Raw genomic sequence first — 15257 nt, forward strand, 5'->3', positions numbered from 1 at the left:
ATCCCTTATTTCACAACTGGAATATTAGACATTTGCAGTTGCAATTTTTGATCGGGATAATCTGTTAACTTTAATGATAGTTTCTTAGAGTCATCTAGCAAAGCGTTAGGAATTGTCACCGTACCCGTAAACTCCTGCCCATTAGCTGGTAAATCTCCTGGTAAACCATCTGTAGTAGCACTTAAAGTGTTGCCTTGATCATCAGTAACATTTAAAAAACTGTACAGAAACCTCATAGAAGAATTTCCTTGATTCTTTAAACTCACATTTAGCAATAAAGAACCTGGTTGTTGACGTGCTGAAAGCACTTGCAACGTTACCCCTTGACTTTCACTCTTAATGGGAAACCCCGCTTGAGAAGTTGAACTAGATTGATCAGGGGACTTTTGCGATACAGCTTCCGCCTTCGGTTTGTTTACCTTAGAAGCCTTGTTTTTACCGCTACGCTCTGCTTTCACTGCGGCTAATATATCTTCCTCCGGCAGAATCATCGCTTTTTCTTTGCCGGAAGCAATTTGCTTATTGCCAGTCAGTTTATTAGTTGGGCGAATGTCTGGCTGTGTAACTCCTTTCAGGGCTGCATGACCGATGGCAAACCCTAGCATTGAACTAACAACACCAGAGCCTAACATCAGCAAAAGCAATAATAATGTGAGTACGACTGTTGAATTTACTTTCATTTCTGTTCTGAACATACAAAAAAAGTCGTAGGCTTTACTGTACAATTTTTACTCAACTGCCAGGTTTATGTGCTGAAAGTTCAGGTAAGAACGTCAATAACAGGTTAAGCCTAACATCTACATTATTTTAGATGTTAGGTTGAAATTAAAGTTGCCCCTAGTTTATGTATGTCCAGTGTAAAACCTTGCTTGTAACGAGCAGCTAAAAAAGCTATAATGATTTACTTGTTTAACAATGTTGTTAAAAGTAAGACAATCTTGTTAAACTAATGATGTCTTCAACCAGGGTTGGCCGAGCGGTGTAGGCAACGGACTCATAATCCGTGGGGAAACCCAAGGCTGGTTCAACTCCAGCACCCTGGATTTAAAATGAAAACTCCCTCTGCGTGGGCTTTTGGGTCTTAGCACTAGCTCCTCGCTTCCCTTGATTACCCTTGATTAATGAGGTTGATTAAGGATAATCAAGGGGAGGTTTTAGGTAGCTTTGGATAACAATACTCGGATCTCTCAAGCTAATGGCAGATTAAATGCTGGGAAAGTTAGGATTAGGATTCGAGTTAAAAGAGACAGTCTTTCTCTGCGTGCCATTTTTCCACAATACAATCGCTCTACTGCATATGAGCAAAGATTACGCTTTTTGCGGTCATTGTTAATTGTTAAGGCTGTAGAGGTGCTTCTAAGATCTGATTACCACCAAATACTCGTTGGTTCGTACCCAGGGTTCTAAGTGAGGTATTAAAGGGATTAGTGAGATCAGGAGTGCGAATTAGTGGATCGCTAGATACTTGCTGTTCGAGCAAATCTCTGTAAAGTCCCTCAATTCTCTCAGCATCGCGTCTAATTTCATTTTCTGGAAAAGCGTTTCGTGCAGGTGAACCAATACCCAGGAGAAATTGAACTTGACGACGCGCATTGGCGTTGCGGTAGATGTCTCCAGAGTCAGAAAAGAAAGCTCTGTTGATTGCGTCTGGGATGTTTTCTCCAGTACCAATGGTTGAAGGGTTTGTCTGCGCGATCGCACTTTTAGCAAAAAAACTAGCCGCAGCAGTAAAAGCCAACACTGCTATTAAGTTGGTACGCATTCTCATAACCCCACCCGCAACTTTTTTTCAATCGTATCCGATCTTTAAGTTTACGATGAGGTTTGGTCAAATAATTAAATATTTAGCTGATTGAGCCTTAGTAATGACTAACGAACTTCTTGCCCAAACCTCTTCCTTACCTACTACTGACTTAACCACGCTGCGTCAGTACCTACTAGATTTATTGTGTCAACTGGCGTATAAAGAGGGTGATTTTGTTTTATCTTCTGGGCAACGCAGTTCTTACTACATTAATGGTAAAGAAGTAACTCTGCACCCGCAAGGTGCTTTAGCGATCGGTCGCCTGTTGTTATCTCTACTACCAGAAGATACCCAAGCCGTTGCGGGATTAACTTTGGGTGCTGACCCAATTGTGTCGGCGGTTAGTGTAGTTTCTGCATATCAAAATCGCCCAATTCCTGCCTTAATTATCCGTAAAGAAGCCAAAGGACATGGTACAAGGGCATATATTGAAGGTCCAACTTTGCCAGAAGGTGCAAAAGTTGTTGTATTGGAAGATGTGGTTACAACTGGTAAATCTGCGATGAAAGCAGTTGAGCGTTTAAGAGATGCTGGGTATGAAGTTGATCGGGTAATTTCTTTGGTAGATAGACAGCAAGGCGGGGCTGAATTTTATCAATCTGTTGGATTAGAATTTCAAGCAGTATTTACAATTGAAGATCTTCAGCAAAACTGGGCGCGATCGCACTCTTAATCTTCTTCTACTGCTGTCGAGTTTCCATACCAAAAGTATAATCCTTGCAGGAGAAAAAATGCCATCCAATGTCCAGACAGCCCTCTAAATCTGAGAGCTTTTTGCTGATGGTACTCCTGCACTGTTAATTCTTGTGGGGTAGAACCTGGATGAGACAAAAAGTATTTACCATTCTGTGTCTCTAATGTTGTGTTTCCTACAAGCAAGAAAAATATTAATACATTTATAATTGCATAGATAAAAAAACCATTGAGAACAAATTTTATCCAGGTAGGTATTAGTTCCATATAATTTGTACTATTATTTCTATTGGATGAGGTTAATTTTGTCACTATCAGCGCAATTACTAATACCAATAGAATAATATTTAAAAATAATGCAAGCGGAGTAAGCTCAATATTTACTAGATAAAAGTAGGTAGAAAAATGTCCAATTATACTTAACCCAAAACAGAAAAAAGCTAATAGGGATAGTAAGCGCATTTCCTTATGCCCTGAAGATAATTTAGCTGAAGCGATCGCAGATTATCTCAAGAATAAACCACAGTTGGCGGAATAAGCAGATTTCGTTTATTTCCTTCAATATCCTATGATGCTGCTGGAACTACCGACACAATTAATAAACTTCATCATGTGTCCCGATGTCTAGCAGAACAATGACTTCATTATTCGTTTCTGTATCCTCTTCAATAGAGAAGACAATACGACAATCATAGCCGCAAGAGCAGGACTGAAGAGCGTCAAGTTTACCGCTTAATTTGTGCGTGCCTAAAACTAAAGCAAATACGTCTGTTTCCATTTGTTGAAGGGTGTCTTCAATGCGTTCTTGGAGATCAGCATTTCGCTTGACAAACTTGCGGAATGCCCGTTTGAATTTTGGGGTTAAAACCAATGCTCTCATGCTTCTGGGTCGTGCAAAGACTGGCGCAATGCTACAACGACATCCTTGGCTGACTGATGTTTAAATTTGCCTGCATGGAAATCAGCCAAGGTTTTTAGTGCATCCGCAGCCATTTCTTCGCGGCGACTTTCGTGGTGGCGATTTTGCAGAATTTTGATCAGCATTTCCTGCTGTTCGTAGGGCAGTTGCAAAGCGGTTTCTAGCACTTGGTCGAGGGTGTTCATAATTGCTATTGCCTTTGATGTTGAAACGCATAAACCTTAATCACTAGAAACCGATTGCTCCAGTGCTTCCATCAGGACTGCCCCAGCCCCGAAGTTATGATAAGGAGTGTCATATTTGCTGCCTGATGCCTTCAAGGGATATAGAGTCCCAATTATGCTTATTTTATCTAGAAGCGATCGCACTGCTACTTTATTACTGATAGCTTACCTTAATAGTCACCTTTTTAGCTTGTAGGATCTAAAGTGTCCAATTCTCTGTTACTAAACCTGGAATTTTGCTAAAATCACTAACATTTCGGGTTAATAACACTAAGTTGCGAGATATAGCGATCGCAGCAATTCTTAAATCCATCGTGGATACCCGAACTCCTTGCCCTCGTAGTGCATCAAAAAGGGCAATTGCTTCAGTATCAAATGGTAAAACAGGAGCCGTTGCAAAGCCCTGAAGAATTTCTAATAATAATGTATATCCACGAATTGTGTCAGCATTCGTTTTAGCACGATTGATGAAATCATGAGCGCCAAGTACCTGTTCATGAAAACTGACAACAGATAAAGCAAAATCCGCAATTGAGTATTGAGCCATCCGCATAGTTAAGCGGTTAAATTCTGAACTAGAGCGGCGCTGTAGGAAACTAATATGGTCTGTGTCGAGTAGATATTTCACATTTATTTATACAAAATCACTCTTGCTTGTCAGCCTGACGAAAAGCACGTCCATATTCTAGTGCTTCTTGAAAAGCTGCTTCATCAGAAATTGAGCCAATAAGTTTTTCTAGCCAGTTTTCAGAGGTCGGCTTATTTTCAAACTTATGCTGGAGGTCTGAAACTGCTTTTTCAACAGTTACCAAGCGTTGTTCAAGGGTAGCTTTGTCTAACATGGTTTCTTTTGATATGGGAAACGATCACTAATTTTCTTATTTTCATTTTAAATATTATAGGATGCGATCGCCTCTAGTACGCTATGCGCTCGCACTTTATAGATGGAAAGCTAAGTCTTAGGCTGTTCGCAAAGACAAAAAGAGCATATCGACAAACATTTAATCCTCTACAAGTCTCGGATCTGAAATACCCCACATTCGTTCAGTTTTATCTATAGGATAGTCATATTCCGGCTGATTTCCATACTACTCAAATGCACTTTATAAAATAAAATCCTAGTCTTCATCAAAGTCATCTTGGTTCTGTTGTCTAACTTCAAATCGCTCCAATGACTTCCAAGGCATTTCATTAGATGTTTCTGAATTCCAAACCTCTACGAAGGCAGCAGTGGAATATTCATCATCATCATTGTATTTTCTAGCAAAAATTCTGGCAATTTTCCGCTTGGCAATTTGCATCTGACTATTCTCATCCAATTTATTGAAGGCATCAGAGGCATACTCTACAATTCCAGCGAAGAAACTACCAATATAAATCGAAGGCTTTTTTATCCAGTCATAGCCAAAAGCCCGTCCATCATGATATTCAACAATCACATCACTTCCACCAGGTATGTGTGAAAGACGGTTTTTTCGATACTTACGGCTAACCCACAAGACAAGATTATTCAGATGTTCTGGCAAACCTATGTAAACCCGTTCAGGTTCCATATCCCTTATTGTGCTTCGTCTTCCCAAACGCCCTGGAGTTCTAAATTCCATTCCAGATATAAAAAACTGTCCCAATTGAGACTCTATCTCTCTTAGTTCTTCCTCTTCCGCTGCTTTTCGTTCACAAATTCTGTCGTTACGGTCTTTATTCAACTCATCTTTACGAAGCTGTCCAAGCAAAGCAAGTGTAACCTGATCTAGCCATTGTGAGGGAGAGTTATCAATGTTGCGCCATAGCTGCTCAATGTAAGTAACTAAATCATTTCGCTGCTGATCAGGAATATCTTTTGAATCTAGCCAAATCGTACTTACCTTTTCACCTTCGCTATTATCAATCTCGTACCAGAAGCTAACATCTACATACGAACCAGCATCTAAATCTCGCGCTAAATCGGGGTAATTACTTTTAACTTTTGTAATATGGAACCAAACCCCCTTCCTATGTTGATAAATATTCTTATTTTTAAATGTGCGACTTACAAAGCCAAAGCCCCTCACTGTGTTGTATTCTCGTACATAGCCAAATTCGACTTCCACTACTTCAACTCCCTAGATTTAACCTCGAAATTATACGCGCGCGAGAAAGTTCGTCGTCAAATATAGCTGAAACGTCGATAAAATCAATGCCGTGCTTGTGAATGTTGGCAAGACGCTTGGCTTCATCCCATTCAACCTCGATTACCCGCTTGTAGCTACAATTTGTTGTTACACATCGGATACTACTGCCGAAAAAGTTAAAAGGGTAGGCATTACCCACCCTTTTAATTATTAACCTTGAGCTACAGGTTCCTTAGCCAAAAACTTCTCTAATTCTGTCAACGCATCAGCATCAACTTTAGTCTGCATTGGACAGAATTTAGGACCACACATTGAACAGAATTCAGCAGTTTTGTAAATGTCTGCTGGTAATGTTTCGTCGTGATATTCTTTAGCGCGTTCGGGGTCGAGGGATAATTCAAACTGGCGGTTCCAGTCGAAATTATAACGGGCGCGAGAAAGTTCATCATCTCTATCTCTTGCACCTGGACGACGACGGGCAATATCCGCAGCATGGGCAGCAATCTTATATGCAATTAACCCATTCCGCACGTCTTCGGCATCTGGTAAGCCTAAGTGTTCTTTAGGTGTCACATAGCACAGCATCGCAGTACCATACCAACCAGCCATTGCAGCCCCAATTGCTGAGGTAATATGGTCATAACCTGGAGCAATATCTGTTACCAATGGCCCTAAAACATAGAAAGGTGCTTCAGAACACTCTTCCATTTGCTTTTTGACGTTAAACTCAATTTGATCCATCGGGACGTGACCAGGCCCTTCAACCATCACTTGGACGTTATCTTCCCAAGCTTTGCGGGTTAGTTTTCCAAGGGTTTTGAGTTCAGCTAGTTGCGCTTCGTCAGAAGCATCGTGGGTACAACCAGGGCGCAATGAATCTCCTAAGCTGAAGGAAACATCATATCTCTGGAAGATTTCAACGATGTCTTTGAAATGCGTATATAGAGGATTTTGTTTGTGGTGATGCAGCATCCACCGCGCTAGAATACCGCCGCCGCGAGAAACAATACCCGTAAGGCGATTTCTTACTAACGGTAGATGTTCAATCAGAATTCCGGCGTGGATAGTTTGGTAATCTACACCCTGTTGAGCGTGTTTTTCGATGATATGCAGGAAGTCATCGGGGGTTAAACTTTCAATATTGCCGTGAACGCTTTCTAGGGCTTGGTACACAGGCACAGTGCCAATGGGTACAGGGGAAGCGTTGATGATTGCGGTGCGGATTTCATCGAGGTTGCCACCACCTGTGGACAAATCCATCACGGTGTCAGCACCGTATTTAACTGCCAGGTTGAGCTTATCAACTTCTTCCTGAAGATGGGAAGAGTTGGGGGAGGCTCCAATATTGGCATTTACCTTACACTTAGAGGCGATACCAATAGCCATCGGTTCTAAGTTGGTGTGATTGATATTGGCAGGGATAATCATCCGTCCCCGTGCAACTTCATCACGAATTAACTCAACTGGGAGGTTTTCCCGTTGAGCTACATACTGCATTTCTTCGGTAATGACACCCTGACGCGCATAGTGCATTTGAGTAACATTACCCTGCCCACGACGCTTCGCGACCCATTCTGAACGCATATTAAGTTCCTCTAATAAACAGCTTTCCTACGCTGGTATTACCCAGTCTCAGGTTCTCAGGGTTTGCTCTCAGCCCGATTTTACGGACACCCCTAGCTATGGTTGTAGATTGTAGCACTTTGGCAGGAGTGAGGGATGCGGTGCGATTCGTTGAAGTGTGAATCACGGTGAAAGCCCGTACATAGCACTTCCAGCCCGACAGCAGATTACTGTCAGCAAAAGCTGAACTTTCGGTCTGATGCAGGTGAAAGCCCTGCCTACCAGACTCAGGTATGACTCCCTATCTGCCCACACTGACCAAGCTCGATTCTTGGAGGGTGAAGCTGGGAACAGGGCGCAACCAGACATCTGTTATGAGATGACACTGGCGCTAATGGGGAGTTCCGATGGTGAAACTGAGCCTAGAAAAGCGACTTACTCACAAGCAGGGCATAACATCAAGACCCTGACTTCATTGGAGATAATCCCGTCGCATATTGTATCAATAGCGACAAGAGTCCAGGGAGTCCAATGGTCGAATTGGCTACACCTAAAGGAACGAACAATCTAACCGAAGGAACGAATAAAAACGGAATGTGGGTCAAGAAGCTGTCGAGCTTCAAGTAGGACAGACGAGCGTCGGAATCCCCACAATCCGGGTAGGACAGACCGTAATTGGTCTGAGGTGTTCAGAAAACACGAACTGGAGAAGAGTATGTTTAGACACAGCAGCAATGCTAGTGAAACTTGGAAAAATCTGCCCTGGAAGAAATTCCAGAAAGATTTATTCCGCCTCCAAAAGCGAGTGTTCAAAGCAATTCAGGTTGGAGACAAGCGCAAGGCTATGTCCCTTCAGAGGTTGATACTCAAGTCAACCGCAGCTAGGATGTTGGCAATACGTCAGGTAACACAGCTAAACGCTGGAAAAAGAACGGCAGGTATAGACGGGTTAGCCTCACTCAACCATGAGGAAAGGTTCGTTCTGAGTGAAGAACTTAGAACCAAAAGTAGCAACTGGAAACACCAAAAACTACGAGAAATACCCATACCTAAGAAGGACGGGACAACTCGCCTCTTAAAAGTGCCTACTATCGGGGATAGAGCTTGGCAATGCCTTGTAAAACTAGCTTTAGAACCAGCACACGAAGCAACCTTCCGAGCAACGAGCTACGGGTTTCGCCCCGGTCGTTCGACGCAAGACGCACAAAAAATTCTGTTCAATAACTTGAACTCACGCTGTCACGGAATAGAAAAACGAGTCATAGAACTCGACATCGAAAAATGCTTCGATAGGATTGCTCACAAATCCATAATGGAACGACTCATCGCCCCAACGGGTATTAAGCTCGGAATCTACCGATGCCTTAAAACAGGAGTCAACCCAGAATTTCCAGAACAAGGAACCCCGCAAGGGGGGGTAGTGAGTCCCTTATTAGCCAACATTGCACTCAATGGCATAGAGGAGATTCACCACTCCGTGCGATACGCAGATGACATGGTAGTCATTCTAAAGCCTAAAGACGATGCAGTGGCAATACTTGAGCAAATAAGCCAGTTCCTAGCGGAAAGGGGGATGAAGATTAGTGAGAAGAAAACCAAGCTAACCGCTACGACAGATGGGTTTGATTTCCTCGGTTGGCACTTCAAGGTGCAGAACAACGGAAAGTTTAGATGCGTTCCATCAGAGGACAATTACAAAGCTTTTCGTCAGAAAGTAAAACACATCGTCAACAACTCGAATTATGGTGCTACCACAAAGGCTGAGAAATTAGCCCCTGTAGTTAGAGGTTGGAGGAATTACCACCGCTTCTGCAAGATGGACGGGTCAAGAAACTCGTTATATCACATCGAAGCAAGGGCTTTCAGGGTATTCAACAAGGAATTAAAACAGGATAAACAATCCAGCAAGAAATTACTGGGTAAAGCATTCCCAGAGGTTCCATACTCCGAAAACAAACATATCAGCGTCAAAGGTGAGAAATCACCTTATGACGGAGATATTGCCTACTGGAGCGAACGCAATAGCAAGCTCTACAACGGCGAAACCTCTAAAGCCCTTAAAAAGCAAAACCATTCGTGTGGATATTGTGGTTTAAAAATGCTTAGTGACGAAAAGGTACACTTGCATCACGTAGATTGCAACCATAATAATTGGAAGAAAAATAACCTTTTAGCAATTCACGAAAGCTGTCACAATTACGTCCACATGAGCAAAGGCGCAAGCCAAGAACATCGGGAGCCGGATGCAACGAAAGTCGCACGTCCGGTTCTAAATGAGAGGGGCGGGGAATAATATCCCCCCTCGACTCAACCATCGCGTTTCAGTCAAGTGTAGATTTGGTAGAGTGTGATCGCTTATCGCTTAACAAGCTGCAACTTCCAATTTAGAATAAGTAAACTTTTGGCAATACTTTTTAATTAGTGCTTGTGCCTTCTCTCGTCCTTGCCCAGTGAATAAGTTGAAAACTACTTCTTCATCATCTGAGTAAATATGCAATAATCCAAAGTCTTTTATTCTTGAATATATTAAAGGAACTCCTGCTAGATGTAGTAAAACTGACTTTTTGCGATCACGTTCTTTAGCCTCCGCAGAGTCATGATACTGAGACTGAAATTCTATAACTAAACAAGGATTATAACTATCGTCGGTTATGAGAGCATCTACGCTAGAACTAAAGAGAAACTTTCTCAAGTCGCAATAAAGAAACCTCTCTATTTCGCAAAATTGACATAAGCTCACTTGTGTATGAATTTTATAATTTGCATTCAAACAAGTTTGCAGGAACTCTAACATTCTTTCTTCGTAAGGATTTACCAGCCTTTTAGTTTTCACTGACATTACTATTGCTCCATTAGAATTTTTGCAAAATAAGCAAGGAACTCATTAAGAACTTCACTTGAAGTTATACATACTTGCCAGGTATAGGGAAATAATTTGTCTTCCATAAGAATTAAATAGTTATCGCTACTTCCTAACTGCTCAAATTTAAATTCATTCCCTCCATAGTCTATTCCAATGAAAGTCTGACCATTATCGAACTGATCCTCATATTCAAAAGGATGAGCGCCCAATCTACCTACTACTTCACCCTTAAGAAGACGTATTGCTGTTGAACCATAAGATGATTTTATTGCTTCTAAAAATAGATCCTCTTTACTAGGTAATACCCACAATCTGGCTTCTGTAATTTCTGCTTCACCCAAATCAAATTCATATTTTATAGGTGCGTCTACCACTCGAAAAATTTCTAATATATAAGGTTTAGCAATATTTTGAGGGACAGAAATACACAAACCCTCTTTTCTTTGAGCTAATACAAGTTGATAACGTTTAGTTCCTTTCCCAGGTTTTTTAAGCCTAAATCCTATATATTGAGATGTTCTGTTCTCCTCAAACTTCTCATAGAAACCAAGTTTAGCCAGTAGGCTGGTAGCCAAAGACAATAAATCTTCGCCACCCTGAATGACTTGAATATTGGTAGAAACTAAGTGTGGAACACCGTTTTCTACTTCAAAACGTTGCATGACATCGTAAATGAGCTTTGACATTCGTTAATTTCCAAGAACCTTGACTAAGGTTTATGGAAATAGCTTAACCTAATTTTCCAAAAACTTCAATGGTCTTAGCTAAGATTTTTAGATTTTATGGTGATCTAGATTAAACTAGCGCCTGAAGCTACCTGTAGGCAATGGTTTAGGCGCTTTCTTGTAGGCAGGGGGAATTTCAAAGCCCCTCCCCTACTAGGGGAGGGGTTTGGGGAGAAGTAAAAATTCAATTCGCCAACCGTATCTTTTGAATACCTACAAACTTACGGAATTGCTTTCAATGGCACATCCAGAATAGGAAATTTCTCCCAACGAGGCGCATCAAAATGTCACCATTCTGTCTGTAAAGGTATAAATCCATATTTCTTCATTACATCTTGAAGCAGCTTCCGATTTTTTCTCGCTTCAACACTTATTTAACTGCTGTAAATCAAGTAATTAATGTTATTAATGTAGCTAATTTAAAAATTTTATTCATAGTGTTGAATTGCCAGTTTAAAAAATATGAAATAACAGTAGCGATCGCATCCTCATCCAGCTAAAATAATTCTGCGTTTGCCTTTATCCTGCAAATATACAAACCTAGTCGCAGCTTGCCTATAGCTAACCAGCCTACGCAGACTAATTTATAAAGATTAATTCACTAAACATCATATCATTACGACTTTGATTTAGTAGTTGTCTTTTCTTGAGGACTAGAACTAGGTGTTGGTGTCGGACTGTCTGTTGGACTAGGTTGAGGACTAGGACTATCACTAGGGCTAGGCGTTGGTGTAGGATTGGGCGTTTCGTCTTTCTGATTTTTTTCTGCTTCTTTAGCTAAATTTTGCAACCTGTCTTTCCAATATTTAATATCGGGAAATTCTGCATCTTTAGTTAAGACTAAAACCTCTTCCCATCTACCTTGTTCAAAAGCTTGTGAAGCTTGATTAAATTTATCTTGAGCAATTTCCCATTCTTGCCGCCAGCGTTTTACTGTTTTAATAGTTTCCTGGTAATTTGAACTGCTAAACGGAATAGATTTAGCTAGTGCGATCGCGCCATTAATATCTCCAGATTGAAATTTGTTTGTTGCTTGGTCTAAAATATTAGCACTTTTATCCTCAGAAACAGGTCTGGGCTTATTAGAAGAAATTTTAGGAATTTCTGGTTGAGTTTGAGTTGGTGTCTCACTTGCAGAACCACAATTAACAAACTGACTACCACTAAAAACCCAACCCTTAACGGGAGAATTGATTTCTACCCAACCATTTTGTTTATTACCTGTTAAATAAAGATTAGTTCCTTGTTCAACAGTCCCAATAATATTACTGTTCTTACTAGACCCAGAACGAACATTTAATGAATCAATTACAACAGAGCAACTTGCTTGTTGGGTATTTTCTGGTTGATTGATGAGGCTACCCAATTGAAACGGACTTTGACGAAAAGCATATCCCATACCAACACCAACTGCTGCAACTACAGCAGCAGTTATAGTAGTTCCAAAAATCAAGGGCATTTTGTTTGACCTATATGGAGGGGTATAACTGGTTTGTGGATTTACGGGTGGTCTAGAAAAATTTACAGGAGAAGCTGGAATAGTGTGTTGTGTAGGCGGTGGCGTTACTGGTTGTCTAGGTAGATTTTGGGGAGTTCCTGGGTAAACTGTTGGTGCATTGCCAGGGTAATTCGAGTATTGTTGCGTGGGCAGATAATAGTTATTAATCTGTGTAATTGCCTGTAACGCCTCTGTTGCAGTTTGATAACGATCTTTGAAGTGGTATCGCACCATCTTATTTAGTACTGCTGCTAACCCTGGACTAACTGATACTAAATGCTGCCAAAGCATTTCGCCTGTATTTGGATCTTCCTGTAATTGCAGTGGCAAAATTCCTGTGAGTGATTGAATAGCAATAATTCCCAAGGCATAAATATCACTATTAGGGCGTGGTTGCCCCCGCGCCTGTTCGCTCGGCATATATCCAGGTGTACCAATAGCAACAGTCGCGCTTGCCTCTGATGGAATTCCTACCATCTGATTTGGTAGTTGCTTAACTGCACCAAAGTCAACTAAGACTAGCTTGTTGTCTGAAGTACGCCGAATCAAATTATCGGGTTTGATATCTCGGTGGATAACTCCCCTACTATGCACAAATTCTAGAATTCCCAAGACATCTTGCAGCATGGGTATAACCTGATTTTCTGTCCAACGAGAACCAGGCGAGAGTTCTGTTTTGAGGGTATGTCCTTCAATAAGTTCTTGTACTAGATAAAATTCTTGCTCTTGTTCAAAATAAGCTAACAGGCGAGGAATTTGATCGTGATTGCCAAGTTGTTCCAAAGTTTCAGCTTCGCTATTGAACAAGCGTCTGGCTGTTGGCAAAATATTAGGATCGCTACTAGCGGGTTTGAGGTGTTTAACAACGCAAACGGGATTACCAGGACGGCGGGTATCTTGGGCAATATAAGTTTGACCAAATCCACCAGTACCTAATACTTGGACAACTAAGTAGCGCCCGTCTAGTAATTTTCCTAACATAAAGTGAACGCGATTAACAGTTCAGAATTTGATCTTGGCACACCTTGTCGGTTAATGGGCAGAGGTTATTTGTCAAGACTTAGTTAAATTAACTCGCGGGCATCTTGCCCGCACTACATTTGTGGTGATACAGACCAGATGTAGTGTGACCGTCTTGGTCACAAGGGCAACACTGCGTAAGTCTTGAAAGCGAAACTGCTATGGTTGTTAAAGGGTTGGACGATGCCTACGGCAAAGCTGTCGCGTACACTCTTTTTTAATGAATCTTTATGAAACCACAATTTGCAGATACACTGGCATGGCAACAGGCGGAATTTTTGATGCAACCAGCTTACCTCCGAGTTGTTGACCATATTCGCAAAAAGTTAGAGGAATCTGCTTGGAAAGCTACTTACGAAGAAGTGCAGATACCTTATCCAGGGTATCATCTATGTTTACAGCACAAGGATCAGCAATTTAAGTTTGATTTGTGGGATCTGTGCTTTCAAGTATGTTTTAGTAACTACAGTGCCTCACACTCTGATTTAGAAACTAAACAAGTTGAGATTGATACCAGCTTGATTGATTATGAAAGTGAAGATGTGGACTGGCAGCGTTTGGATGAAAAAGCTCGTCAGATAGTAGGGCAGGTATTTGACAGTTTACCAGCACTTTAGGTTAAAGCAAAAATGATTCAAGAATTGCACGATCTTCAAGCTGCATCTGGGGCAAGTTTTGAGGAGTTGAGTGGGGGTGTCAAGATACCCGTAAGTTTTGGTAATGATAGTGTTGCTTTGCAAGCGGCGCGACAAGGTGTGGCGGTGTGCGATCGCACTCACTGGGGACGCATCCAAGTTAGTGACGATGACAGAATTAACTTCTTACACAATCAAAGCACAAATAATTTCCAAATTCTCAAACCAGGTCAAGGTTGTGACACGGTTTTTGTGACATCTACCGCCCGCACAATTGATTTAGCAACAGCCTACATCATGGAAGATTCCGTGTTGCTACTGGTTTCTCCTCAGCGTCGTCAGTATTTGATGCAATGGCTTGATCGTTACATCTTTTTCGCTGACAAGGTTAAATTAGCTGATGTCAGTGAGCAAACTGCTACCTTTAGCTTAATTGGATCATACAGTGATCTTCTCCTAGAAAAGTTAGGTGCTACAGAAATTATTGGTCAACCATATAGCAACCACAAAAAGATTTTTCTAGGAGATATAGAAGTTCGCATTGCTGTAGGTAATGGTTTAGCGATACAGGGATATACAATTATTGTTCCAGCCTTATCAGCAGCTAAAGTTTGGCAATTATTAGTAGATAATGGTGCTATAGCATTAGGCGATCGCCTTTGGCAACAACTACGAATAGAACAAGGTCGCCCAGTCCCAGACTACGAACTCACAGACGATTATAATCCCCTAGAAGCAGGATTATTACATACGCTTTCCTTTGAAAAAGGTTGCTATATCGGTCAAGAAACCATTGCGCGACTTAATACTTATAAAGGAGTAAAACAGCAACTTTGGGGTATCCGTCTTAACGCACCTGTTGAACCTGGAACCGTACTAATGGTTGGTGATGAAAAAGTTGGAAAGCTTACCAGTTATACTGACACAGAACTTGGTGCATTTGGACTAGGATATGTTCGTACTAAAGCAGGTGGTGTAGGACTAAAAGTTAAAGCCGGAGAAGTTGAGGGGGAAATAATTGATTTACCTTTCTTAACGCACGTAGCTGAGTAGGGAACAATAATAGAACTTACGCATTTTTACAAAATATTTAGGCTTTAGGGACTGGGAACTGGTGATTGGGAAAAATCTTTAATTTCTCAAGCTTTAAAAACTCTTAATTTTTTAAGCCTGCCTAAGTCCCAATGTCCTAACCTATCTGG

16 protein-coding genes, 1 tRNA gene and 1 riboswitch are annotated in these 15257 nt (G+C 41.3%); of the genes, 5 read left to right on the forward strand and 12 right to left on the reverse strand.

The genetic code is table 11. The features are described from left to right. Window positions 1-5: 5 nt before the first annotated feature. Window positions 6-680, reverse strand: a complete 675-nt coding sequence (locus CRI9333_RS21720) for a hypothetical protein (RefSeq protein WP_041226904.1) — start codon at window positions 678-680, stop codon at window positions 6-8. A 282-nt stretch (window positions 681-962) separates the two neighbouring features. Between CRI9333_RS21720 and CRI9333_RS21725 the strand changes: the two genes are divergently transcribed. Further along, window positions 963-1043: transfer RNA gene (locus CRI9333_RS21725), tRNA-Ile, on the forward strand. Window positions 1044-1336: 293 nt separating this feature from the next. On the opposite strand, the gene CRI9333_RS21730 is transcribed toward CRI9333_RS21725, so the two are convergent. Further along, window positions 1337-1762: a hypothetical protein gene (locus CRI9333_RS21730; RefSeq protein ID WP_157462366.1), complete on the reverse strand. Its 426-nt coding sequence runs from the start codon at window positions 1760-1762 to the stop codon at window positions 1337-1339. Window positions 1763-1865: 103 nt separating this feature from the next. Between CRI9333_RS21730 and pyrE the strand changes: the two genes are divergently transcribed. After that, entirely contained in the window at window positions 1866-2477 is a 612-nt protein-coding gene (pyrE, locus tag CRI9333_RS21735) for an orotate phosphoribosyltransferase (RefSeq protein ID WP_015205310.1), read from the forward strand. Here the strand turns inward: pyrE and CRI9333_RS26985 are convergent. The 7 genes from CRI9333_RS26985 to thiC all read right to left on the reverse strand — a co-directional run bounded on the left by CRI9333_RS26985 (window position 2474) and on the right by thiC (window position 7335). Continuing rightward, window positions 2474-2764: a hypothetical protein gene (locus CRI9333_RS26985; protein ID WP_157462367.1), complete on the reverse strand. Its 291-nt coding sequence runs from the start codon at window positions 2762-2764 to the stop codon at window positions 2474-2476. The genes pyrE and CRI9333_RS26985 overlap by 4 nt on opposite strands. Window positions 2765-3092: 328 nt before the next feature. Next, window positions 3093-3377 (reverse strand): type II toxin-antitoxin system RelE/ParE family toxin, encoded by a 285-nt coding sequence (locus CRI9333_RS21745; protein ID WP_015205312.1) that lies wholly within the window; start codon window positions 3375-3377, stop codon window positions 3093-3095. Beyond that, window positions 3374-3601, reverse strand: a complete 228-nt coding sequence (locus CRI9333_RS21750; protein WP_015205313.1) for a hypothetical protein — start codon at window positions 3599-3601, stop codon at window positions 3374-3376. Before CRI9333_RS21750 ends, CRI9333_RS21745 begins: the two co-directional genes overlap by 4 nt. 238 nt (window positions 3602-3839) lie before the next feature. Beyond that, on the reverse strand, window positions 3840-4268 hold the full coding sequence (locus CRI9333_RS21755; protein ID WP_015205314.1) for a type II toxin-antitoxin system VapC family toxin: 429 nt from the start codon (window positions 4266-4268) through the stop codon (window positions 3840-3842). Window positions 4269-4284: 16 nt separating this feature from the next. Further along, window positions 4285-4482 (reverse strand): hypothetical protein, encoded by a 198-nt coding sequence (locus CRI9333_RS21760; RefSeq protein ID WP_015205315.1) that lies wholly within the window; start codon window positions 4480-4482, stop codon window positions 4285-4287. Window positions 4483-4758: 276 nt separating this feature from the next. Further along, window positions 4759-5730: a hypothetical protein gene (locus CRI9333_RS25210; RefSeq protein ID WP_015205316.1), complete on the reverse strand. Its 972-nt coding sequence runs from the start codon at window positions 5728-5730 to the stop codon at window positions 4759-4761. Between the two features lie 231 nt (window positions 5731-5961). Next, window positions 5962-7335 (reverse strand): phosphomethylpyrimidine synthase, encoded by a 1374-nt coding sequence (thiC, locus tag CRI9333_RS21775; RefSeq protein ID WP_015205317.1) that lies wholly within the window; start codon window positions 7333-7335, stop codon window positions 5962-5964. 7 nt (window positions 7336-7342) lie between these two features. Continuing rightward, a riboswitch (TPP riboswitch) is annotated at window positions 7343-7439 on the reverse strand. 590 nt (window positions 7440-8029) lie between these two features. On the opposite strand from thiC, the gene CRI9333_RS21785 reads away from it, so the two are divergent. Beyond that, complete coding sequence (locus tag CRI9333_RS21785; RefSeq protein WP_015205318.1) at window positions 8030-9607, forward strand: group II intron reverse transcriptase/maturase; 1578 nt, start codon at window positions 8030-8032, stop codon at window positions 9605-9607. A 69-nt stretch (window positions 9608-9676) separates the two neighbouring features. Here CRI9333_RS21785 and CRI9333_RS21790 read toward each other — a convergent pair whose 3' ends face one another. The 3 genes from CRI9333_RS21790 to CRI9333_RS21800 form a co-directional block, all read right to left on the reverse strand. Continuing rightward, a complete protein-coding gene (locus CRI9333_RS21790; protein ID WP_015205319.1) occupies window positions 9677-10153 on the reverse strand; it encodes a DUF2726 domain-containing protein in 477 nt (158 codons plus the stop codon). A gap of 2 nt (window positions 10154-10155) precedes the next feature. After that, the gene (locus CRI9333_RS21795) at window positions 10156-10863 is read right to left on the reverse strand and encodes a hypothetical protein (RefSeq protein ID WP_015205320.1); all 708 of its coding nucleotides are present in this window, start codon (window positions 10861-10863) and stop codon (window positions 10156-10158) included. A 655-nt stretch (window positions 10864-11518) separates the two neighbouring features. Further along, on the reverse strand, window positions 11519-13381 hold the full coding sequence (locus CRI9333_RS21800; protein ID WP_015205321.1) for a protein kinase domain-containing protein: 1863 nt from the start codon (window positions 13379-13381) through the stop codon (window positions 11519-11521). A gap of 269 nt (window positions 13382-13650) precedes the next feature. Here CRI9333_RS21800 and CRI9333_RS21805 point away from each other — a divergent pair, with 269 nt between their 5' ends. Together CRI9333_RS21805 and ygfZ are read left to right on the forward strand one after the other, a co-directional pair. Continuing rightward, on the forward strand, window positions 13651-14037 hold the full coding sequence (locus CRI9333_RS21805) for a hypothetical protein (protein ID WP_015205322.1): 387 nt from the start codon (window positions 13651-13653) through the stop codon (window positions 14035-14037). 12 nt (window positions 14038-14049) lie between these two features. Then, a complete protein-coding gene (gene ygfZ, locus CRI9333_RS21810) occupies window positions 14050-15108 on the forward strand; it encodes a CAF17-like 4Fe-4S cluster assembly/insertion protein YgfZ (protein ID WP_015205323.1) in 1059 nt (352 codons plus the stop codon). Window positions 15109-15257: the final 149 nt, after the last annotated feature.

Origin of the sequence: Crinalium epipsammum PCC 9333 (assembly GCF_000317495.1) — a bacterium.
GTDB lineage: Bacteria > Cyanobacteriota > Cyanobacteriia > Cyanobacteriales > PCC-9333 > Crinalium > Crinalium epipsammum.